Annotated in this window: 24 protein-coding genes; 2 read left to right on the top strand and 22 right to left on the bottom strand. The window is 50.0% G+C overall.

Going from position 1 to position 22773, the window contains the following annotated elements; translation table 11 throughout:
* Window positions 1-85: 85 nt before the first annotated feature.
* The 18 genes from L6H70_RS19090 to L6H70_RS19005 form a co-directional block, all read right to left on the bottom strand.
* Complete coding sequence (locus L6H70_RS19090; RefSeq protein WP_236335631.1) at window positions 86-1186, bottom strand: toxic anion resistance protein; 1101 nt, start codon at window positions 1184-1186, stop codon at window positions 86-88.
* A gap of 11 nt (window positions 1187-1197) precedes the next feature.
* Window positions 1198-1908: a hypothetical protein gene (locus L6H70_RS19085; RefSeq protein WP_236335630.1), complete on the bottom strand. Its 711-nt coding sequence runs from the start codon at window positions 1906-1908 to the stop codon at window positions 1198-1200.
* A 34-nt stretch (window positions 1909-1942) separates the two neighbouring features.
* A complete protein-coding gene (locus L6H70_RS19080; protein ID WP_236335629.1) occupies window positions 1943-2998 on the bottom strand; it encodes an ATP-grasp domain-containing protein in 1056 nt (351 codons plus the stop codon).
* Window positions 2995-3828 carry an HAD family hydrolase gene (locus L6H70_RS19075; RefSeq protein WP_236335628.1) on the bottom strand — a complete coding sequence of 278 codons (834 nt, stop codon included), beginning with the start codon at window positions 3826-3828 and terminating at the stop codon, window positions 2995-2997. The genes L6H70_RS19080 and L6H70_RS19075 overlap by 4 nt, the downstream gene beginning before the upstream one ends.
* Entirely contained in the window at window positions 3825-4985 is a 1161-nt protein-coding gene (locus L6H70_RS19070; protein WP_236335627.1) for a cysteine protease StiP family protein, read from the bottom strand. Before L6H70_RS19070 ends, L6H70_RS19075 begins: the two co-directional genes overlap by 4 nt.
* Entirely contained in the window at window positions 4969-6273 is a 1305-nt protein-coding gene (locus L6H70_RS19065; RefSeq protein WP_236335900.1) for a phosphoribosyltransferase family protein, read from the bottom strand. The genes L6H70_RS19070 and L6H70_RS19065 overlap by 17 nt, the downstream gene beginning before the upstream one ends.
* Window positions 6274-6349: 76 nt before the next feature.
* Window positions 6350-7540 (bottom strand): HpcH/HpaI aldolase/citrate lyase family protein, encoded by a 1191-nt coding sequence (locus tag L6H70_RS19060; protein ID WP_236335626.1) that lies wholly within the window; start codon window positions 7538-7540, stop codon window positions 6350-6352.
* 235 nt (window positions 7541-7775) lie between these two features.
* Entirely contained in the window at window positions 7776-8519 is a 744-nt protein-coding gene (locus tag L6H70_RS19055) for a TerC family protein (RefSeq protein ID WP_206102900.1), read from the bottom strand.
* 28 nt (window positions 8520-8547) lie between these two features.
* Window positions 8548-9843, bottom strand: coding sequence for a TerD family protein (locus L6H70_RS19050; protein ID WP_236335625.1), 1296 nt, complete (start codon window positions 9841-9843; stop codon window positions 8548-8550).
* Window positions 9844-9937: 94 nt separating this feature from the next.
* Window positions 9938-10519, bottom strand: a complete 582-nt coding sequence (locus L6H70_RS19045) for a TerD family protein (RefSeq protein WP_236335624.1) — start codon at window positions 10517-10519, stop codon at window positions 9938-9940.
* 23 nt (window positions 10520-10542) lie between these two features.
* Window positions 10543-11118, bottom strand: coding sequence for a TerD family protein (locus tag L6H70_RS19040; protein ID WP_236335623.1), 576 nt, complete (start codon window positions 11116-11118; stop codon window positions 10543-10545).
* A gap of 26 nt (window positions 11119-11144) precedes the next feature.
* The gene (locus tag L6H70_RS19035) at window positions 11145-11741 is read right to left on the bottom strand and encodes a TerD family protein (RefSeq protein ID WP_236335622.1); all 597 of its coding nucleotides are present in this window, start codon (window positions 11739-11741) and stop codon (window positions 11145-11147) included.
* Window positions 11742-11865: 124 nt separating this feature from the next.
* On the bottom strand, window positions 11866-12312 hold the full coding sequence (locus tag L6H70_RS19030; RefSeq protein WP_236335620.1) for a tellurite resistance TerB family protein: 447 nt from the start codon (window positions 12310-12312) through the stop codon (window positions 11866-11868).
* A 155-nt stretch (window positions 12313-12467) separates the two neighbouring features.
* A complete protein-coding gene (locus tag L6H70_RS19025; protein WP_236335899.1) occupies window positions 12468-13190 on the bottom strand; it encodes an amino acid ABC transporter ATP-binding protein in 723 nt (240 codons plus the stop codon).
* Window positions 13191-13205: 15 nt separating this feature from the next.
* Window positions 13206-13853 (bottom strand): amino acid ABC transporter permease, encoded by a 648-nt coding sequence (locus tag L6H70_RS19020; protein ID WP_206102895.1) that lies wholly within the window; start codon window positions 13851-13853, stop codon window positions 13206-13208.
* Window positions 13854-13958: 105 nt separating this feature from the next.
* Entirely contained in the window at window positions 13959-14774 is an 816-nt protein-coding gene (locus L6H70_RS19015) for a transporter substrate-binding domain-containing protein (protein WP_236335618.1), read from the bottom strand.
* Window positions 14775-15032: 258 nt separating this feature from the next.
* Window positions 15033-15908 carry an N-carbamoylputrescine amidase gene (gene aguB / locus L6H70_RS19010; RefSeq protein ID WP_236335616.1) on the bottom strand — a complete coding sequence of 292 codons (876 nt, stop codon included), beginning with the start codon at window positions 15906-15908 and terminating at the stop codon, window positions 15033-15035.
* Between the two features lie 28 nt (window positions 15909-15936).
* Window positions 15937-16965 (bottom strand): agmatine deiminase family protein, encoded by a 1029-nt coding sequence (locus L6H70_RS19005; protein WP_236335614.1) that lies wholly within the window; start codon window positions 16963-16965, stop codon window positions 15937-15939.
* 218 nt (window positions 16966-17183) lie between these two features.
* On the opposite strand from L6H70_RS19005, the gene L6H70_RS19000 reads away from it, so the two are divergent.
* Window positions 17184-18575, top strand: a complete 1392-nt coding sequence (locus tag L6H70_RS19000; protein ID WP_236335613.1) for a helix-turn-helix domain-containing protein — start codon at window positions 17184-17186, stop codon at window positions 18573-18575.
* A gap of 260 nt (window positions 18576-18835) precedes the next feature.
* Complete coding sequence (locus L6H70_RS18995) at window positions 18836-19003, top strand: aspartyl-phosphate phosphatase Spo0E family protein (protein WP_236335612.1); 168 nt, start codon at window positions 18836-18838, stop codon at window positions 19001-19003.
* A gap of 22 nt (window positions 19004-19025) precedes the next feature.
* Here the strand turns inward: L6H70_RS18995 and yfcE are convergent, their stop codons facing one another.
* From yfcE to L6H70_RS18975, 4 genes are all read right to left on the bottom strand, one after another.
* Window positions 19026-19568, bottom strand: coding sequence for a phosphodiesterase (gene yfcE / locus L6H70_RS18990; RefSeq protein WP_236335611.1), 543 nt, complete (start codon window positions 19566-19568; stop codon window positions 19026-19028).
* A 117-nt stretch (window positions 19569-19685) separates the two neighbouring features.
* Entirely contained in the window at window positions 19686-21170 is a 1485-nt protein-coding gene (locus L6H70_RS18985) for a glutamate synthase subunit beta (RefSeq protein ID WP_236335610.1), read from the bottom strand.
* Window positions 21171-21414: 244 nt separating this feature from the next.
* Complete coding sequence (locus L6H70_RS18980) at window positions 21415-22215, bottom strand: permease prefix domain 1-containing protein (protein WP_236335609.1); 801 nt, start codon at window positions 22213-22215, stop codon at window positions 21415-21417.
* Window positions 22216-22219: 4 nt separating this feature from the next.
* On the bottom strand, window positions 22220-22546 hold the full coding sequence (locus L6H70_RS18975; RefSeq protein WP_236335608.1) for a PadR family transcriptional regulator: 327 nt from the start codon (window positions 22544-22546) through the stop codon (window positions 22220-22222).
* Window positions 22547-22773 lie beyond the last annotated feature (227 nt).

The raw sequence follows: 22773 nt of genomic DNA, 5'->3' as shown, positions 1-22773 counted from the left end.
TTCTCAAATTAATAACAGAATATACGCAAATAAGTCCGCCGGATGGTCCGGCGGACTTAACTTCATATCAATGCTGCTTGCTCTGTTAGTTCAAAAAGCTGCTAAGCTCGCTATCTGAACCCGCTTGCCTCAGCGCCTGCGGCTGGGAACCTTCGTTCAGTCCGAGCCGGTTGTTCAGCTGCGTATTGATAGTCGTCATTTTGGACGTATAATCCTGGCAGCTCTCGATAATCCGGCGGTTGGACTGCTCAGACGTATCAAGGGCACTGAGCAGATCGCCGATAGCCTGATTCACTGCTTCTAGAGACATCGAAGGCTTGGACAGCAGCTCTGTGGTCTTCTCGGTTGTAGTGCGCAGCAGACGCGCATTCTCCTTGAACTGGTCCTCAATCGTTTTGTTCGTCGCTTCTACAGCGGAAATGACATTCTCCTGATCCGCCAGTGACATGGCAATCATCGCTGACACGGTGATCAGGTTGGAGGTTTTATCAATCGCGTTGTTAACGGAATCGATGAGTTTGTCATTATTGTCGTTGATGATGTCTGTAGCGGCAATTGCCTGATTGTAGAGCAGAATCATCTCGGTCATCGACTGAATCCGGACCATGACCTTGCGCAGGCCGCGCTCCAGATAGGCTTTGCGGAACTCATTCTCCGGTTTGGCGATCTCAACCTCGAACAATTCCTTCAGCTTGTTGCCGAAGGCGATTTTGGTCTGCAGATTGTAAATCTCCTCCATGGAGGTGCGCTTCAGCTGCCGCATATTGACGATGCTCTCTTCGAGCGTGTCGCGGCCGTCACGCAGACCGGTAACGATGGCGTCAATATTCGTGCGGACGGACTGATATTTGTAGACATAATTCTTTAGCGGGCTTTTACGGAGCACTTTGCCAAAAAAGCTAACATTCTTGCTCTGCTGCAGCGTTTCGCATTCATTGCGCAGCTTCATAATCATATTCGGCACTTCGACGCGTTTGCCGGACATCAGATCATTCACCGGGCGATCCAGCAGCTTCAGGGTCTGGCCAGCCTTTTCCTGAGTCTTTACCCCCAGCTTGCCGATATCGTCCATTAAGGAATCGAGAGCTACAGTATCCGTTTTTGCTACTTTTTCGATTAATTGCGAGGCTTCCTCGACTACCTTCTGCTCATCTTCTTGCTTGAGCTGCATTAACTGCGTGGACATGGGTTTCCCTCCTATAATTCGGAACTGCTGTAGCGCTGATGAATCAGTTCCGCCTTGGTCTGAAGTTCCATCAGGTCTTTATGTTCGATCGTTGAGGCGATATCCGATATTTTGGAATCAACATCCCTCAGACCGTTCAGCAGCATTCTCCGGTTTTTCGTCTTCGCTTCGCCGCCCAGCCGCAGGAACGGATTGATCACCCCGTTCAGATCCTTCAGAACCAGTCTGCGGACGGTATGGTTAATCTCACCGTTGCCCAGCTCTTGCAGCAGCGGAAGAACACGCTGGATTCTTGCGAAGAGCGCCAGTGATTTCTCGACGATCTCATTGTCCAGGGTGTCCTTCTGGCCTTCCGAAATAATCATATCCTCCAGAATGACCAGATACTCTACAACCGGAGCAAACTCTGCTCCGATCTTAATCTCGGCGTGCCCTCTGGCGGCTGCATCAGCTTGTCCAGCTGTATCCGCGCCTCCGGCTGCCGCTTCCCGCGTTACAGGGCGACTGGCCGCAGATGCCGGCAGAGCCGCTGCGGGGGCTTGTCCGGCAGGAAGAACCTCCGCAGGGAGGTTAACCCGTGTGCGCTTGCCGCCCCAAAGGCCGGCCGCGGCTCCGGCTACCGGCAGCAGCAGGGAGAGCAGCTCCGGCAGGAAACTGCTGGTTAATACCGCCACTACATATCCGGCAGCCGCGTATAGTAGTACTTTTGATTTTGAATTCATTATTCTCACCTCTTGCAGGCTTCCTGCAGTTTGCTTAATTCACAGCGTCTTGAATAGTAGATTCAGCAAATATTTTCATAATCATCGGCTGTTCCACATGGCTTGCCAGTACATCCTCACCGAAGCTTACAGGCTGGACCTCACCGCCGAGCGCGCTTTTGACCGCCAGATATGGGAAGTTAATGCCCGACAGACAGGAGACATGCAGACCTCCCGACATGCGGGGGTTGATCTCCAGCAGCTTAGGAACGGAACCGCCATACTTCATCTGAATATTAAAATTGAACGGAATCCGGTACGTTTCAGCTACCCGTTCAGCGATAAGCTCCAGCTCAGGAATATGCTCCATCACCCGCAGGCGTCCGGTATCCTTACGGCGCGGCACTGCCGCCAGCAGCCTGCCATTCTCATCGGCCAGACAATCTATACTGTACTCATATCCTTCGAGCAGCTCCATTACCATCAGGTCGGGGAAGGTTTCTGCGCCGGATAGAACGCGGTAGGCTTCATCGAAGGAAATATGCTGCGTCACATAGCCGAACAGCTCCTGCAGAGGACTACGGCTATTGTTGATTATCCGGAAACCTAACCCCCCTTCGGTTTCGGTCGGCTTGAAGCAGACCCGGAGCCCCTTGGCTACAAGATCCTCATATGCCGTCTTGAACTGTTCCGCAGTATTGACTACATGGTATTCAGGAATTTCCATAATTCCGCTATCTTTAACCTTTTCATAGAACTTGCCTTTGTCCAGCATCATTTCCAGCAGGTCCAGATCACGGCATACCAGCACCTTCGTACCGATCGCATCAAACTGCGCCGCATGCAGGGCGATATCCATCATATGCAGGCGGGGAATGAAAATATCAATCTCATTACTGCGGCAAAAATCGATACAGAACTGGACGTATTCGATGCCTGTAACAGCCGGTTCGGTACCGGCGACATCGGCGCCTTGCAGCGACATATGCCTGATATCGGGGTGGGTAGCAAAAATTTGTACGGGAACACCATCCTCGTTATTACGGATGAGATTCATATAATGATAAGCCACGGAAAACCAGCGGTTGAAATAAATATTTACCTTCTTCACTTCAGCCCAACTCCCAATGTCGATAGATTGTTATAAATCTCCCTTACATATAACATGATCTCATCCCCGGCAAAAACACCTTTCTGCTGCGTAAAAGGATAGTTTAATTTTACTTGAGTCACCTGCTGCTCGGCAAATATTTCTCCGTGGCATGGAGCTATGGCATAGTCAGCACTTTCCAGCAGACTCTTATCCAGCAGCGAATCGCCCGAAGCTACCATGGGCTCTGAACGGACAGTTCGCCGCACATGGATGATGGCATCGCTTTTATTCACAGCCTCAGGCACTATGTATAGCTTGCGGCCCTGTAGAGAAACTCTCCAGCCCAGTCCGTGCAAACGCTCGGACATATGGTTAATCTCATCCAACGGCAGAAGATCCCGGTATACCATATACGTAAAGAACAGCTCATCACAGTAACGCTCGCTGATAATCCAATCTGTTCGCACTACAGACCGGACAATCTCCCTTACTTCTGCTGCCGCAGCAGAATTCTGCTCCACCAGCCTGCCGATATGACTCCGCCACTCTTGATCTACCACTCCGCCCACAAGGATATTGCCGCCGTTGCTCGTGACCGCATAATCCGGGATAAGCGTCTCCTGGAACAGGTTAATCCGCTTGTATTCCGCTATAGTGCGTGTAGTTACCGGCATGAAAATAACGTTCGCCGTAAGCTCCTGAAGCAGCTCCAGAGCCTTGCGGGAAATATACGCAGTTGTCTTGCCATCAATAATCTCGGCAGGCACAAGCCCCGGGGTATCCTCGGGGACGCAGAGCGCGCCAAGCGAATAAATCAGCGTTCGGTCCAAATCGCTGGCATAGATCATTCGGCTTCACCTCCCTTAAGCGGCCTGATGATGCCGCAGCAGGAATAGGCCAGCCCCGGGTATTCTTCTACCGGGACCCCACGCTCTTCTGCAAGCAGCAGAATATGGCGCAGATTCGGATTGCTCTTAGTATCGACAATAATCTTCCACGGCACTCTGCGCAGCAATACCCGGGTTGTTTCACCTACACCAGGTTTGATCAGATTGATATTGTCCATTCCGAACTTCTCCTGAAGGGTCTGTATATCACGCATTCCCCGCCAGGACACTTCTGGCGGAGAGGCCTGCATCTCCTCAGCAACGGCAACCGCCTGCTTCCTTACAGAAGCAAAATAAGGAGTAATTGCCCCGATGAATACATTGGAATAATCGTTATCCAGCCATTCTCTGTAGAATTTGGCTCCATGAAAGTCTCCCGGGCCAATCAGATCATCCCGCTGTACCGTACGGCTCAGCAGGCCTGACACCGTCGAATTGAGGCAAGCGCTGGGAATCAGATAATCTTCTCTGGTTCCATAGGTGCCGGAACAATGTCCGGGATCAGCCAATACAGCGAGATCATTGTTCAAGGCAATGCCATACTTCTTGTGGAATCCGGCGCAGGATTCCATAAGAACACGGGTAATCGCGCCTTTGCCTGTCCATCCATCCACGAACTGCAGCTTGGCCCCTGCCCCATGCTGCTGCAGGATGTAGAGAATGGCATTTTCGTCCAGCCCTTTGCCGCGGATAATCGAGACGCTGTAGTGCGGCAGTTCAGCTCCATAGGTTTCGGCGATATAGCGTTTGATCAGCACGCCTACGGGCGTTCCGGCCCGGGCTAGGGAGACAAGCACGGTACCCTCCGTTCCCCGCTGAGCCACAATCCGCTCGGAGACTACCGCAACCGCCAGGGCCACCTTCGCTGCAGATTCCCGCAGCGTCTCCTGGAACAACTCAATATACTGCTCCGTTGGCTGATATTCCACCGGCAGCATCTCGGAATAACTCACTCCAGACTGGATTGCCTTCTCCCGCTCCGCCGTCCCCAGCTCCAGTGAAATGTCGCTGAGATCCTTCAGCAGGAAAGTTACGTCTGACGGGGGGTAGCTGCCCATAGGAACCGGAGGTGCTATTCTATGGCGCATCACACGCTCCTGACTATCTGTCCCCTTCATCTGCCGCGGCCTCCCCTTCTTGTTCAGGAGCCAGTACGATCAGATGCACTTTACTGCCCGCCAGTCCCTTAAGAATATCTGTCATCGGCTTAATGCGCTGAGCCGGCACCTCACGTTCAAGGAGGATAAAAATATCATCATACTGGCCGTGATCCACATTATAGATGTAGTTTGTGATTGCAGGATCACCGGCTGACGGATAGGCGTACGCGTTGTGCACCCCGTAGTCCGGCCTGCGCTCGGGATGAATCGGGCTGCGGGTAGAGGACTGGTAGGATACCCCCTCCCCCATCTCTGCAGCAATCCGCATCGGCAGATACATGAATTCGCCTACGCCCATCACCAGTGTGCGGCTTCCTTCGCGCAGGTTGCGCAGCTGTTCCACCACCCGTGCAACCTCCTGATCTATTGCCACATTATCGGCCGATTCGAGGCCGAAACGTCCGCTCAGCTTCAGGTAAGGCGAGCGATTGATCTCACCGCAGGAATCAGTGGAGCTGACCATCAGCCGCTCCAGCCTGTCTCTTACGTAAGTAGTCACTACTGGCACTCCCGTGTCAGCATCGACTCGGCCTTTGCGTCCGTCCGCCTCTAAGAGAGGCACACCTTTTACATCAATCGTTCCCTGCAGCAGCGATAAGGCCCTGATCTTAATGCCCAGCTCCTGCTCCAGGTCCCGGTAAGCTTGAATATTAGCATCACTTCTCCAGTCCAGCAGCGAGGCCACTACATATTCCCTGCGCGGGAATTTAGACTGGATATCACGAATGGTGTTAATGGCCGTATTCCCGGTCGTAATCTCATCATCCACCAGTATAACCGGCTCTTCCCCTGACAGCAGGCCAGCATTCAGCGCATAGCAGAGATGGTCAACCGCATGGGAATGCTCTTCTTCAAAGCTGACGACCGATTCCATTTCTGGAATATCCTCACGGGTAGTATGAATATATGACGCTCCGCCGGCAAACATGTTGTACATACTATGCCCCAGAGCGGTAGCCGTCTCAGCAAAACCGATAAAGACAACGGGACGCGGAAGCGTAAGCCGTGCCGCCAGCAGTTTGCGGTAAGCCTCTTCCGCATAGAGCGAGTGGATCAGGCCGTGAACCGCCTGGTCCAGCAGCTCGTCCATCGTATCACTGCCCGCTTCACCGCCCATTTCGCGGTACAGCAGCAGTCCCAGTGCAGCTCCGCTAAGCAGCGGGGTATAGGGGTTCACCGGAATATGCTTGCCAAGCACTTTGCTGACAAAGAGGAACGAACGTTTTTTATTAATCCGGGCAGCCATTGAAAATAACGATTCCACCGGCATATGAAAGGGGTTGGATGTTTCGGTTACCGTAACCTGCAGATTTTCAACAATATTAAACGTGTGAATATTCGTTCTCGGGTAGTAAGAAGGTAAAATGCTGTTGTTCATGTAACACCCCGTATACTTGAGATCGTAGTAAAATACGTTTCGCCCAGTTCAAGTGCGGCTTAATTTCGTTCATTTTGTTAAAATATTCACTTTTAAATACACCACGGCTGCCGTCATTACTCTCCACAATACTTAACGCATCCACGTACTCCTCATGCTGAACCGTGTACAAAGCCTGGACGGGTCTAAGCTGGGAAGGATGAATAATCGTTTTGCCAATGATGCCGTTCTCTTTATCCAAAGTGACTTCACGGATCAGGCCCTCCATCGCTCTGGAGAAATAATTCAGCCTGCCGTAGGCATCCTCAAAAGAGATCTGCTGGCTCTGCGGACGGAGTCCCCTATGTCCCTTATTGCCGAAATATTCCCACACGGGGCCTGAAATGACATAGCCCTCTTCCATCCTTCCGAATACATTGATGATATCCGACATGCAGTCACGGATGGGGGTAAGGTCATAGATACTGATATCCGGACTGCGGCGCAGCCCGAACAGGCTGGAGAAATCGGTTGCCCCGATTCGGACATTCAGCACATAATCGCGGTAATCACCGAGCAGATTGCGGATCGCCAGCAGGTTGTCAATCCGGCTCTCCCGGTAAATAATCGGGGCGCTCTCCAGAATCGGCATGCCGTACAGCACGGGTGCAGAATAGCTGCGCGAGCTGTTATAATCGGCAATGGCTTCAAAGAAATCCACACCGTTCTCTGCCGAGAATTTGGGGAAGACAAAGCCGGTCAGCATCGTAATCAGGGAACCCAACCGGAAAATCAGCTGCTGCAGCTGTTCGGGGCTTCGGACACGGATAAAAATCAGCGGAAGGCTGTTCTCAGGTTCAGGCTCATTCTCGGTATAGGCGGACAGAAAAGAAAGATGCCTAAACACCGACTCCTCAGCAAAACAGACCTCTCCATCGCCAATGGCATCCTCCAGATCGATGATTACCGTGACCAGACCCGCCCCTCTGAGCTTCAAAATATCTTCCGCAACGCTGGCGCGGGTAGCCGGCATATAAAGAGCTGCGCCAACGGCATAGGCTAGCAGTTCCTTATTCGTTCTATGGTTAAATGTAACAGGCGGAGAGTAGAATAATGACGTCTCTTGTTCCTTGGTCAGGTAATCGAAGTATTTCAAAGGCCGTTCCCCCTAATAGTTGTACAAAGTGAGGCAAATAATCCTTCTATTTCAAAAAAAGAATAGCCTCTCCTTATAGAGAGCTGCAGAACCGGTTAAGCCGTCCTATCGGGGACGGCTTCCGGCTTTCTCCAATACAAGCAAAGGCCAAGCTACTACATATACGATTACCCGGGAGGGAGCACTCCACCTTCCCTGTGAAGGTCCCCTCCTTATGAAACTACTACTATGACTATTAGGCTTCTTTATCGATTTCCTTCTTTTTCTTCGCGGAACTGTACAGAATGGTTCCCACAAAGACCGCAATCAGAATGGTAAAGAACACCACATGCGGCATTTCAAATCCAAAGGCTCCAGCAAGCATCTTAGCGGCAATAATGGCAATGAGCAGGAATGCGGCCTGCTCCAGCTCAGGGAACCTGGCAATCAGCTTCAGGAACACTTGAGCTACGCCACGCATCATCAGTACGCCGAGAATACCGCCCAGGAAGAGCACCCATACTTCACTGCTCAGACCGAAGGCTGCAATAACACTGTCAATACTAAAAGCAATATCCATTAATTCAACAAGGAGTACCGTCTTCCAGAAAGAGGTGCCTTTGTTCTCCGTATGCCCGTCTTCTCCGCCGCCTTTAAATAATCCTTTATAAGCGATGTAAAAGAGGTACAGGGCGCCCAGAACTTTGACGAGTGTAAATTCAATTAAATACGTCCCCAGGCCAATGGCCAGGAATCTGAATAAATAAGCTCCCAAGATCCCGTAAAACAACGCCTTCTTCTGCTGCTCCTTCGGCAAATGCCGGACCATGACCGCAAGCACAAGCGCGTTATCGGCGGAGAGCAGCCCTTCCAGCAGAACCAGACTGCCGATAATTCCCCAGCTCACCGGGTCAGAAAGCGTTCCGGCTATATCACTCCAGGAAAAGAAATGTCCATAATTATCACTGATGCTTCTAAAAAAATCACTAAACCAATCCATCTCGCTTTGCGCCTCCGGAAAAATAAAATTATTTGCTGCCCGCTACCCAGCGCAATCCCCATCCATAGGCCTGATCCATATCCCTATGGCCGCTGAAATACTGCACGAGCCGCTCAATACTGAATGTTTCATCACCGACGTTCTGTATAAGCGCAATTGCACACATCCCTTTGCGGTTGTTATGCTCGTCCAGATTCACGATAATATCCGGTCCATCGCCTTGATGAATCGTTACAACACCATCTGCTTCAGACCAATGGGTCACTCCCTGATAGATAAAAGCAAAGATCAGGACCCGCCTGATCTCGGCAACCCTGCTGCCGTTGATCCGCAGATTCTCACCTGATTTCACGGAGCCGGTGCGGTCATCGCCATCCAGCATCACATAAGGCGGCTGCTGAAGATTGCCAAAAGCATTACCCAGTGCCTGAACAACACCTTTTCTTCCATCCTTCAATTCATACAGGCAAGCGAGATCTAAATCTACGCCGCCCTTGCGGCCGAACAATCCTCCGCCTTGCCGCTGGTTCCAGTTCAGATTAATAAGCACTTCCCCGAGACCGGCGGCAGATTTCTTCAGATTAATCGAATCGCCTTTTTTCTTCAGTTCAATCTTCTTCAGATTGAGATTCAGCACTGGCGAGGGAGCACTGTCCGCCGGGGCCGGCGGTACGGGTGCTGCCGGAGGCGGTGGAATAATATCTGCCCTGGGAGCCAGCTTCGGCTCAGGAGATGTTCCCAGACCCTTTGGGCCAGAGGCAGCAGGCTCGTCCTCCACCTCAATGCCATAGTTCCCGCATAACGCCTTAAGCCCACCGTCAAAACCAGCTACAATGGCGCTGAATTTCCAATCACTGTTATATCTATATAATTCTCCTACTACAACAGCCGTTTCCACAGAGAAATGATTTCCAAGATTACATCGCATGATTTCTTCCCCGGTTACCCGGTTCAGAATCCGGCAATGAGCATCTCCCATTTGCCCGAACATCTGATTTCGGCTCTCACCGTTATAAAGTGTAATTGCAAATGCGATCCTCATTGTTTCAGTGGGGACCTTGTCCAGTTCGATTTCGAAGTGCTTTAGGCCGCTTGATCCGGCAACCGGTATATCCTTATAGCTGATATAAGGCGTAACAGGATTATTATAAAAGATCAGATCCTCGTCGCTGCTTACTTTTGCCTGTGCTCCCAGTAAAAAAGCAGAAGCATCAATTTCCATTGATGCCGGAGCACGCCAGCCGATCTCTACGATCAGAGATTTAAGTCCGGGGTTCCCGCGGGTCAGATCAACCTTCTGACCTTTCACTGCTTCTACGTTCATTGGTTAAGCCACCTTTAACCTTTAACTAATAGCTTTTACTGTATAAAAAGGGCAGGATCACTGAGGATCCCGCCTTTGAAACCGACTAATGCTGCTATTGCGCATCCAGCCCGTAGTTTCTGCATAATGCGCTGAGACCGCCGGTAAAACCGCTGCCCACCGCCTGGAATTTCCAGTCCGCACCATGACGGTAAAACTCGCAGAATACAACTGCCGTCTCGGTTGAAAAGTCCTCGCCGAGATCATAACGCAGAATTTCGCGATCATTACCGGCATCGACTACACGCACGAACGCATTGGATACCTGTCCGAAATTCTGGCCGCGCGATTCGTAATCATAAATGGTCACCGTAATCCCAATACGCTGAATATGCGCGGGAACTTTGCTGAAATCAACAAGGACCTGCTCGTCATCCCCGTCACCTTCACCTGTACGGTTATCTCCTGTATGCGTTACGGAGCCTGTGCCACCGTTCGGGTTGTTATAAAATACGAAGTCATCCTCACCCTTAGCCTTGCCGTCCTCATGCAGCAGGAATGCTGAAGCATCCAGGTCAAAGTCTTTGCCTCCGCTATATTTGTTCGTATCCCAGCCTAGCCCTACTACCACTCTCGTCAGACCCGGATTGGTCTTGGTAAGATCAATCCGTTGTCCTTTGGAAAGACTGATTGTCACTGGCTAATACCTTCTTTCCTGATTTATTGCAATCCGTAATCACGGGTAAGGCCAGCCAGGCCGTCCTTGTAGCCGCTACCAATTGCACTGAATTTCCATTCGCCGGCATTGCGGTACAATTCGCCGACAACTACACCGGTTTCAATGGAGAAGTCTTCCCCGAGGTCGAACCGGATCAATTCCTCACCGTTGGCTTCGTTCAGGATGCGCACGTATGAGCGGGATACCTGTCCGAAGTTCTGGCTTCTTTGCTCAGCTTCATAGATGGTGATCGTGAAGGCAATCTTCTCCACGTCAGCCGGAATATTAGGAAGATCCACTTGAATCTGCTCATCGTCTCCGTCACCTTCGCCAGTACGATTATCTCCGGTATGAATTACCGAACCATTCTCATTCTGCTTATTGTTAAAGAAGATGAAGTTGGTCTCTTTAGCAACCTTGCCGCTTGCATTGGTCAAAAATACGGACACGTCAAGGTCAAAATCCTTGCCGCCGTCATATTTGTTGGTATCCCAGCCGAGGCCGACCGTAATCTTGGTCAAGCCCGGATTGGATTTCGTCAAATCAATCTTTTGTCCCTTAGATAAATTAATCGCCATGAGTATAAACCTCTCTTCTATTAGATTTAGATGTATCGTTCAGCCAGCTGATTAATATGTGCTGCATGGGCGCCTTCACCGATCGCCGCGAATTTCCATTCCTCGCCGTAGCGGTACAACTCCCCGCAGATAAGCGCCGTAAAGCCTGTGTAATTGTCCGTCAGATTAAACTTGACCAGCTCCGTATTGCCCGATGCATTCATGATTCGGATGTACGCGGATTTGATCATTCCGAAATCCTGTTTGCGGTTGACGGCATCATAAATATTAACCACAACCAGAACCTTGTGCACATCGGAAGGGATCGCCTTCAGATTGACCATGATCTGTTCGTCGTCTCCATCTCCGTCACCGGTCAGGTTGTCCCCGGAGTGAACAACCGAATTGTTCGGATTCTGTTTGTTGTGGAAGCATACAAGATTCGTTTTATTGACCAGCTTGCCATTCTCACTAAGCAGCAGTGCTGAGGCATCGCAGTCCACATTGGCCTGTTTCTTCACACCGAAGAACCCGCGGGCAGGCTCGGCGGGGTCCCAGCCCAAACCTACAATGACATTTGACAGCCCGGCATTACCTTTAGTTAAATCAATCTTCTGACCTTTTACCAGATTAATTCCAGCCAATTTCAAGTACCTCCGTTTCCGAAAAGAATCACAGCCTGTAAGTCTAGCATGAGGATGTTATATCAGTGATACGGTCAAGAACCTGTTTCGTTTCATCGAATTAATGGCAAATATCCAGCAGCCTTTAGAGGCTGAATTCGTTTGGACTGAGTCCCAGCACACTGCAGATATTCCGTACAACAGCCTTTTCCTGCTCATCAAAATCACCGTCAGCCGCCCCGATAGCAGAGCATACACCTACAATTACACGGCCGACTTCCGGTTTGCCGCTAAATTTGGCGATGGACTTGAGCGCTTCCTGTTTGCCGATCTCCGGGGTGAATTCGAAATTGCTGACATAGAAGTTAAACTGGGTAATGACATCTCTCATATCAAATACCTTAAGCTCGTTACTGAGGTTCATATATCCGGCCATTTTGTTCTTCTCAGCCTCTTCAATCTTACCGTCTGCAGCAGCCACTAAGGCACAGCCCGCAACGACCGCATTCATGAAATCTTTATTTTTAAATTTCTTAACCTGTTCAGTCAGTCCGCTTTTAGTTGTGTTCAGCCAATTTTTAAATGTGCTCATCGTATTCTCCTTCTATCATTATAAGTTATGATAACTAAAGATATTAGAGAGCCTCCCCTCCGTCATTTCGACAGATATCTGGCGTATTCATCGGTACTCCCGCCTACTCTTCTAATATAACCGATTGAAAAGTATTATTCTAGTTTTCCAGATTCTCACAGAACCTTTGACAAAAACTCCTGGGTGCGCTCATGAGACGGATTACCAAACAGCTGCTCTGGAGCCCCTTCCTCTACGACAACCCCCTGCTCCATAAACAGCACTCGGTCCCCTACTTCGCGGGCAAAGCCCATCTCATGGGTAACCACAACCATGGTCATTCCCTCACGGGCCAAATCCTTCATTACGGCAAGCACCTCACCGACCATTTCCGGATCCAGCGCCGACGTCGGCTCGTCAAATAGCATAATCTTCGGCTCCATGGCAAGCGCACGGGCGATCGCTACACGCTGTGACTGCCCGCCGGAGAGAGAAGCGGGGTACATCTCTGCCTTTTCGCTTAAACCTACCTTTTGCAGCAGCTCCAGCGCCTTCTCCCGCGCCTTGTCCTCCGGCCATTTACGGACCTGCACCGGTGCCAGCATGATATTCTCGATCACCTTTTTGTGCGGAAACAGATTGAACTGCTGGAACACCATGCCAACCTCTGTGCGGATATCGTTAATCCTTGTGCTTTTGGCCATCAAGGAAGTGCCTTCAATAATTATATCGCCGTCCTGCGGCTGCTCCAGCAAATTGAGACAGCGCAAAAAGGTCGATTTCCCCGAACCTGAAGGCCCGATGACCACGACAACCTCCCGGCTGTGAATATCCACGTTAATATCCGTCAGTACCCGGTGGGCTCCGAAGGATTTATGCAAATGTCTCACTGAAATAATAGGCTCCATATGAACTTACACCTTCCGTTCGATATAATTGAGCAGCTTGCTGAGGGAATAGGTTAGGATGAAATAGATCAGTGCAGCGGTCAGATACGGTTCCCAGATCCGCAAATATTGGCCTTTCATTGTGTTGCTCCAGTACATGATTTCAGGGGCAGCCACCAGCGCCAGCAGCGAGGAATCCTTGACCAGCACAATAAATTCATTTCCGAACGCCGGAACCATCCGTTTGATCGCCTGCGGCAAAATAATAAATCGCATCGCCTGCCATTTGGTCATTCCAAGCGATAAGGCCGCTTCACGCTGACCGGGATCGATGGACTGGATGCCTGCACGGAAAATCTCAGCGGAGTAAGCGGCCGAGTTCAGCGAAAGCGCCACAAACGAAGTCAGCAGCACATTAGTCGTTCCGTAAAAAGCAGGAATCACCCCAAAGTGTACGATCAGAATCTGCACATACAGCGGCGTCCCCCGGAAAAAGTTAATGTAAGAATGAAAGGGCCAGCGGAAGATGGCTTTTGGCGCCATTTTGCCGAATCCGATGCCCAGCCCTAGAATAGAGCCGAACAGAATCGAGACGATGGATACACCGATCGTAAACAGTGTTCCTCGCAATAAAACCGGTAAATAATGAACGATGATGTCGAATCTGAAATCCATAGAACTCTCCCCTTCTCTTCTGCGTCTATCTTTCTCTATTGCTCTCTTCAAAAAAAGAAGCATGCGCAATAGCAATCATTACGCATGCATTGTTGTTTCCCTGCCTTACTCCGCGCTCAGAAGAGTGGCCGTATCCGGCTCTTCCCCGAACCATGTTTTGTAGATTTCCGCATACTTTCCGTTCTCGATGATCGCCTTGATCGCCGGGTCCAGCTTAGCTTTCCATTCGCTACCTTTAGGATAGAGGATACCGTAGTACTCGGAACCGAAGTTTTCCTTATCAATAATTCCGGTCAGTTTCTCTTTCGGATTGTTCTTGATATATTCATTCACGATGGCAATATCCGCTACAACCGCATCGGCTCCGCCGCTGTTCAGCTCCATCAGCGCCACTGCATTGCTGTCAAAGCGTTTCAGGTTGGCGTTGTCGACACCCATGATTCCGCTCATTAGGTCATCGGCTGTCGTAGCCCCCTGAACCGCTACCACTTTATCCTTCAGGTCCAGAGCGTTCTTGATGTCACTGCCTTCTTTGACCATGATCATGTTCGTCGATTCAAAATAAGGGATGGAGTAGTCATAGGTTTCCTTGCGTTCATCCGTGATGGATACGGAAGAAAGACCAGCCTGATATTCCGTCCCCTGCTTCACGCTTGAAAGCATCGTATCCCAGCCCGTATTGGTTACCGAATATTTGATCCCCGCTTCTTCCATAACCGCTTTGATGAAATCAATGTCAAAACCCTTGATGGTATCCGTATCCATATACTCCATCGGTGCGTAGCTGGCGTCACTGGCGAATTTGATCATTTCACCCGCTGTACCATTGCCTGCCGCATTGTTATTCGAGCCGCAGCCCACCATTGTAAGCACGAAGCATGAAACTAAAGCTGACATTGCCCACTTTTTTCCGATCCCCATATCCCAATCCCCCTACTGTTTTTGTAAAATACTTAAGGAGATTTTATCAGATTAAAGCAGTGGTGACAATTAACTTTTCTCACTTGCGTTAGATTACATAACATATCATCAATAGATTATAACATTTACTGCCGTCCTCTCCGCCTCTGACGCTCCCGGTACACAAAAAAGGCTATCTCCACGGAGATAGCCTTATAACATCATTGCCGACCCATAGAGACGGCCGATTTAAGGGTGAAGCTTATAGATTCTTATCCTTTAAAACGTCAGATCGCCGTCATAGGAAGCAATCATCCGGTACAGCTCGGGACGGCGGTCGCGGAAAATCCCCCATTCAATCCGGCCGACCTCAAGGGCATCCAGATCGAATTCACTGACTAGCACCGCCTGCTCATCTCGTCCGGCTTCAACAACCTTGTTGCCCTGCGGGCCGGCGATGAACGAGGAGCCGTAGAAGTTAATGCTGGATTCCTCGTCAGTTTCTTCACCAATCCGGTTGGAAGCCACGACGGGGATCAGGTTCGCCGCCGCATGACCCAGCATGCAGGTCTGCCAGTGGTCCTTAGAATCGATGGAGCCGTCCTGCGGCTCTGAACCGATAGCTGTAGGGTAGAACAGAATTTCTGCCCCCATCAGGCTCATCACTCTGGCCGCTTCTGGATACCACTGGTCCCAGCAGACGCCCACGCCGATTTTGGCATAGCGGGTATTCCATACCTTGAAGCCGGTATCACCGGGATTGAAGTAGAACTTCTCCTCATAACCGGGACCATCCGGAATATGACTCTTGCGGTACTTGCCCATTACGGTTCCGTCGGCATCAATGACCGCCAGCGAATTGTAGCGAGCATAGTTTTTCTTCTCATAAAAGCTGATGGGCAGCACTACTTGCAGCTCTTTGGCGATCGCCTTGAAATGGTTCACGGCTTTGTTGTGCTCAAGCTCAGTAGCATACGCATAATAATCGGACTTTTCCTTCTGGCAGAAATACGGTGTTTCGAACAGCTCCTGCAGCAAAATTATCTGCGCTCCCTGTGCCGCCGCCTCTCTAACCAGGACTTCAGCCTTGCGGATATTCTCATCAATGTCGCCGGAACAGCTCATTTGTGTTGCGGCTACCTTTACTTTTCTCACGTTGTTAGTCCTCCTTGCCAAAATTCATTTATTTCCTTGCCGGCATTTGCTGGGTAGTGCAGTGCACATTGCCGCCCTCACCAATCACGGCCATACCGTTCACCGTGCGGATTCTGCGGTCAGGGAACAGCCCGCCCAGCTGCTGCTCGGCCAGCTTATCTGTCTCAGCAGCCGTACCGCCGAATACCGGCAGGATGATGCCGCCGTTGACAAAATAAAAATTTAGGTAGCTGAGCGTCAGGCGGCTGTCCTCATAATCAACCCGCGGAGGCTGGGCAATCTGGATAATCTCCAGCTTCCGGCCTTTAGCATCTACTGCACTCTCCAGAATACGCAGATTCTCCCGGGTAATCTCATAATTCTCGTCCTTCGGATCGTCACATACCTGGATAATTACTTTGCCCGGTGCGGCAAAACAAGCAATATTATCGACATGTCCGTCAGTCTCGTCGCCGCTGAGACCGCGTTTCAGCCAGATGATCGACTCTGCACCAGTGAATTTGCGCACATAATCCTCAATCTCTTCGCGGCTAAGCTCGGGATTGCGGTTGGTATTAAGCAGGCACTCCTCCGTGGTAATCAGTGTTCCTTCACCATCGGTGTGGATCGAGCCTCCCTCCATGACGAGCGGTGCATCAAACCGTTCAACCTGCAGCTGCTCCAGGATCTGCGGTGCCACCTCATCATCGAGGTCCCAAGGCATATATTTGCCGCCCCAGGCATTGAACTTCCAGTTCACACCGGCGAGCTTCCCGTCCCCGGCCGCAACAAACGTCGGCCCGTTATCACGCAGCCAGGCATCATTATGCCGGATCGGCAAAAGCGTTACATTGGATCCAAGACCCAGAGCCTCCACCGCTGCCAGTTCTTCAGGATTTACTATAACTGTTACTGGCTCAAACTCGGCAATCGCCTGTATAATCTCAGTATAGCCTTCGCTTACAGCTTTATAGTTATCCGGAAATACCATCGACGCCTGCACCGGCCAGGAGATGAAGGTCCGTTCGTGCTTGTCCCATTCCGCGGGCATTGTATAGTTCAAGTCTTTAGGATACATTCGTTAGCTACCTCTACTGGTTAAATTTGGAGCGGGTTATCACTACTAAAAAGCTCCTTACCCATCATACAATAAACTGGTGACACGCTCAATTGCCAGAAAACAGCATGTTCACATATAAGACGTATCTCTAATATTGACCATCGTTAGATTTTGTATAATACTGGAAGATGTACAATTATAATTACCGGACCTACAGCGTGAAAGGTGGTCATGACTTGGAACCTGCATCAACGATCCTAACAGAGCTCGAAGATTACATGAAAAGAGAAGCTTTGACGATTTCAAAATTTGCCGCGCGCTCGGGAATGAATTCCGGTACACTCAGCAATGTGATCCAGGGACATCGTCCGATTGCAATGCAGCAGCTTGACCGGATCACCACAGCCATGGACCTGCCTGAGGGCTATTTTTATGAACTGTATGTCGATAATTACATTATTAACGGCGCTCCGGACTGGCGGCGGATCGGACCTCTCCTCCAGCGGTGCGCAGAACTGAATAAACTCGACTGCATCCACCGTGTAGTCCAGCACATTATGGACAAGCTGATTTACTCCCCCATGCTGTTTGATACGGCCGAAGAGCTGTTCAAACAGGGCAGCCATGCCGCTGCTGCACTGATATACGAAAGTGTCGCAGAAGGTGAACGTTTCCAGCATTCCGAACGGCTCGCCCTCTGCCGTTATAGACTGTTTACAATCGGGCTCAGTGAGAGCCAGGATGCGAACCTGCATGCCGCCAATCAATTCGAACCCTATGTAGAGCGCCTGGACGAAGCCGATCAGCTCGATGCGCTTAAGCATCTGGCCGATGTATTTGCTTCCATGCACCGCTGGGAAAAGGTTGATGAGCTAGCCGAGCTTTTAGGCCAAAAAGCCAGCCTGCAGTATAAGCAAAAGACAAAGAAAGAAAGCACCCAGAAGCAGCCTGCACGACCGCTTATTTACTATATATTGTATGCACATTTATTGCGGTCACTGGTTTCCGATGAACTCGGCAATTATGACAACGCCCTGTATCATGCTTCCTTATACTCCGATATGAGCTGGGTAAATACTCCATACAGCCAAGAAGAACAGCGGGTTATGGAGCAGTTTCAGGAATGGGCGATGGCCAATATGTATTTGTACCGCTTAATGGCCGGTCAAGTCGAGGTGCTGCCTGAATATATACATTATGTTGAAACCAAGGAAGCTGAGATCTTCCCGGCCTTATTCAAAATTATGCAGGCTGCTAACCGTTACGGGTTTAATGTTGATGATATTCTTGAGCGCTTTAAGGACCATTTGTCCTACAGAGAACAGCACAGCCGCTTAGGTAAATTCAATCAGCAATTAACGGGTGACCGATATACCCGGTTTCTGACCGAGTTAGCGATTTACCATCTTAGTCGAAATAAATTCGAATTTGGCTTCCATTACTTACTAGAGAGTTTGGAATCATCTGTTACTATAAGAAATGACACCAACATTGTTAAATGTGTGGGGTTATTCGAGAAACACCGGGTATCTGCATCCCCGGAAGTAATTCAGAGGTACACAAATTCCATTAGCGAGGTGCAAAAGATCAATGAAGAGAAAGATGGCATTATTACTGTCAGTAGCTAGTATTGTGCTTCTCCTTGCCGTACCTGCGTATGCCAGCAGCAGCGATTCAATTCAAGCTAATGTATTTCAGCCTATGACCCATGGTGCCGGGGGTTAAGAGTTTTGCGCAGTCTTTTTAGCAACTACAGGTAGGATTATTCTAAAATAGAACCAAAGAAGAAGCTGCGCCAATGGCGCAGCTTCTTCTTTGGTTTCCGCATATTTTTTACCATTCTGCTTTTTGACAGCATGTACTAACATACTCTTAAGGAGGGGGTTTTATGCAGAATAATCTTGATTTATTATTACTTCAGGTGGAAAACGCCCGGACGAAGCTTTATCAGACGGAGAAAATATACGGGTGCTTTACTCATCCCAAGGTCATTGAGCAGTCTGTGATCCTGGACGAGCTCTTAAACCAGTACCCCTATGATAAGCCTACACATTAGTATTGCCTCGCTCACCTTATCTTTACAATCGTATGTCTTTCACCACATTGCCTTCAAAGTCCTTAATGGTGAATTTCCCGTCAACCATAATCCCGTAAGAATGCGGGTTATTCTCTTTAGGCAAAGAGATCGAACCCGGATTAAGTACATAAATACCTTCCTTAACGTCAGCTACCGGAAGATGCGTATGCCCCTGGATAAAGACATCGCCCGGAACGAGTGGAGGCAATTGGTCGATGCTGAAGCCATGACCGTGAGTGGCGTAGATTTTCCTGCCTTCATGAAGGATCAGCACATAATCGCCCATCATCGGAAACTGCAGCAGCATCTGATCCACCTCGGCATCACAATTACCGCGCACAGCCACAAGCGATTTGCCGTAGGCATTCAGCCGGGCAGCGACACCTTGCGGGTCGTACCCCTCCGGCAGCGGATTCCTCGGCCCGTGATACAAGAAATCCCCCAAGATCACAAGGGTATGCGGCTGTTCCTGCTCAGCCTTTTCTAAAGCCCGTTCCAGCCAAAACAGTGAGCCATGAATATCGGAGATAAACATTAGTTTCATCAGGTGATCTTCCCTTCCCTTATTCGCTTTCCTATTAATCTTACTTCCTCTTGTACCCGGAGCGCAAAACAGGACGCCGCTGGCGTCCTGTCGCATACTTTAATATTCCCGGATTAATTAAGGCAGATTGGAGGCACCCATCAAATAGCGGTCCACTTCACGCGCGGTCTGACGTCCTTCATCAATCGCCCATACTACTAGGCTCTGTCCACGGCGCATGTCTCCAGCCGCAAATACGCCCTCGATATTGGTGGTTTGCGTACCGAACTCCGCTTTGGCATTAGAACGCTCATCACGCTCTACTCCAAGCTGATCCAGCACTGTATCTTCAGGTCCCGTGAAGCCAAGGGCCAGCAGCACGAGCTGTGTCTTAATTATTTCTTCGCTGCCCGGCACTTCCACTGGAATCATTCGCCCCTGCTCATTACGGGTCCACTCTATCCGTACAGTATGCAGTTCCTGGACATGTCCGCCATCATCTCCGACAAAACGTTTCGAAGAAACGAGATAGCGGCGCGGATCTTCCTGGTACAAGGAAGCTGCCTCCTGCTGGCCGTAATCCACCTTCAATACCTTTGGCCATTCCGGCCAAGGGTTGCTGGCCTGACGGGTCAGCGGAGACTGCGGCATAATTTCGAGCTGGATTACACTGCGGCAGCCATGGCGGATGGAAGTCGCCACGCAGTCGGTACCCGTGTCGCCGCCGCCGATAACTACTACATCTTTGCCTGCAGCAGAGAGATATTCTCCGTCTGCCAGTCCGGAATCAAGCAGGCTCTTCGTGTTCAGCGTCAAAAACTCCATCGCCTGGTGTATACCGCGGAGATCACGCCCCTCAATCGGCAGGTCGCGCGCCTGCGTCGAGCCGCCGCATAGCACAACGGCATCATGTTCTTCCTGGAGCTGTGAAGCCGTAATATCTTTGCCGATTTCGGTCCGGGTCACAAAGGTAATCCCTTCGGCAGCCAGAAGATCCACCCGCCGCTGAACGGTTTGCTTATCCAGCTTCATGTTGGGAATCCCGTACGTCAGCAATCCACCGATCCGGTCTGCCCGTTCATATACAGTTACGGTATGTCCGGCCTTGTTGAGCTGCGCCGCACAGGCGAGTCCTGCAGGACCGGAGCCGACTACGGCTACCTTCTTACCTGTACGGACCAAAGGAGGCTCAGGAACGATCCAGCCCTCAGCAAAACCTCTATCTACAATCGACCGCTCAATGGATTTGATGGTTACCGGCTTGCCGTTCAGTCCTACGGTGCAAGCCCCTTCGCAAGGCGAGGGACAGACACGTCCTGTAAACTCCGGAAAGTTATTGGTCTTATGCAGGCGCTTCAATGCAACCTGCCAATTGCCGCGGTATACTAAGTCATTCCACTCGGGAATCAGATTATGCAGCGGACAGCCGGATGCCATCCCGGAAAGCAGCCGCCCCACATGACAGAACGGTGTTCCGCAGTCCATACATCGGGCCCCTTGCTCCTTCAGCTTCTCTTCATCCATTGGTATTAAAAATTCATCCCAGTTCTTAATGCGTTCTAAAGGCTCGCACTCCGCAGGAGCCTGCCGCTGATACTCTAAAAATCCGGTTGTTTTACCCATTCCTGTCATCCTCCGAGTTTCTCTGATTGGCCGTTACTCTCCGTCACCGACTAGTTATTTGTCACTGTAAAGCAACAAAGTAAGAAGCTGTGAGGTAACGGTGTTCCGCCACTTCACAGTCCCTGTTAGGATCTTTCTTGGATTGAAATGCCTTTATATTATCATTGATCCTCTTTGACCTAAATGAGTAATGTCACTTTTTTAATTAAAATTCCGGGGATGGGTAAAGCGGTCTGAGGATGTCTTATTGGGCTCTAAACGCATTATAAGTATACTCTTCTTCCTTGAGCAGGAACTTGAAGCTATCCTTGATACTTCCGTAGTAAATGAACAGAAAGACTGCAAGTGCCACCAGCGCCAGCAGAATGACCACACCATAAGCGGTAGCGTCGTCATTAATCATCGACCAGGTAATGACCGGAACCGGACTCAGCACACACAGGCATACCCCCATAGTCAGAGAAAGGGTATAGGTGGGAGTAAATGCTCTGCTGCGCTGCTCAATTTCGGTGCGTAAAAAATGCGGCAGGGTAAAGCCCTTTTGCAAATATTTATATTTCTCCGACACCGTACCACTGTAAATAAATAGTCCGACAGCTGGAGCCACCAGTACAAGCAGGATGACCACCCCAAGGATTCCGGCTGTATCCTCGGAAATAACCCCTTGCAGGAAACCATATTCTGCAAGTGTACTAAGCAGAATCAGTAAAGCAGGGCCAACGATGCACAGCATCACGCCAAGTCCCACCATGAATCCGGCTCTCTTCTTGGCAGCCATATAGCTCCAGGTATCTTCCGGAGCCAGCTGCGGAAGCGGTGAATCTGTTCCCTCTACAGCGATGCCGAGCTCCTCAATCAGTTCATCGATATTGCCGAATTCGGAAATGACAATGCCTACCGCCTCATTCTCCGATTTCCCGTCCTGCTTCAGTTCGTAATACTTGTCTTCCATACTCAACAGCAGATCCTGCTTCAGCTTGTAGGTCTGCTCAGTTCTGGGCAAAGAGGCGAACATATTGTTCAAATATCCGGTAATGGTATCCATCTCATTACAGCTCCTTTATGAATTTATTGACGACCTCCTGCGTAACCTTCCATTCCTCGCATTTCTCACGGTAATAGGCCAGACCCAGCGGAGTAATCCGGTAATAGGTCCGCCTTTTGCCAAACGTCTCATCCAAAAAAAAGGAATCGATATATCCGTTCTTCTCCAGCCGGGTGAATGCCGAATATAGCGTGGTCTCCTTCATAATGTATTTCTCGTCCGACAGCTTCCTGATGTTCTTGGATATTTCATATCCGTAGGATTCGCCATCGAGGAGCATGTAAAGGATAAGCGTATCGTTGTATCCCCGAATGACATCACTGCTGATCAAAATTCACCCTCCTAAAAGTTTTGTAGCATAGGCTTCATTGAATGACTTCGCAAAACTTACTTCGTAAGCATAAGCTAAAAGTTTTGTAGCATAAGCTTCACTGGATTACTTCGCAAAACTCACTTCGTAAGCATTCACGCGGTCAATTATTACTTCATCTGTCGTAGTAACTGAAGTGTAGCACATCTACTACGACAGGTGAAGTACTTTTTTACACATATTGGCCG

Origin of the sequence: Paenibacillus auburnensis, from assembly GCF_927798115.1 — a bacterium.
GTDB classification, from domain to species: Bacteria; Bacillota; Bacilli; order Paenibacillales; family Paenibacillaceae; genus Paenibacillus_AQ; species Paenibacillus_AQ auburnensis.
The sequence above is the reverse complement of the archived record's forward strand: the minus strand, read 5'-3'. Positions and strand labels throughout refer to the sequence as shown.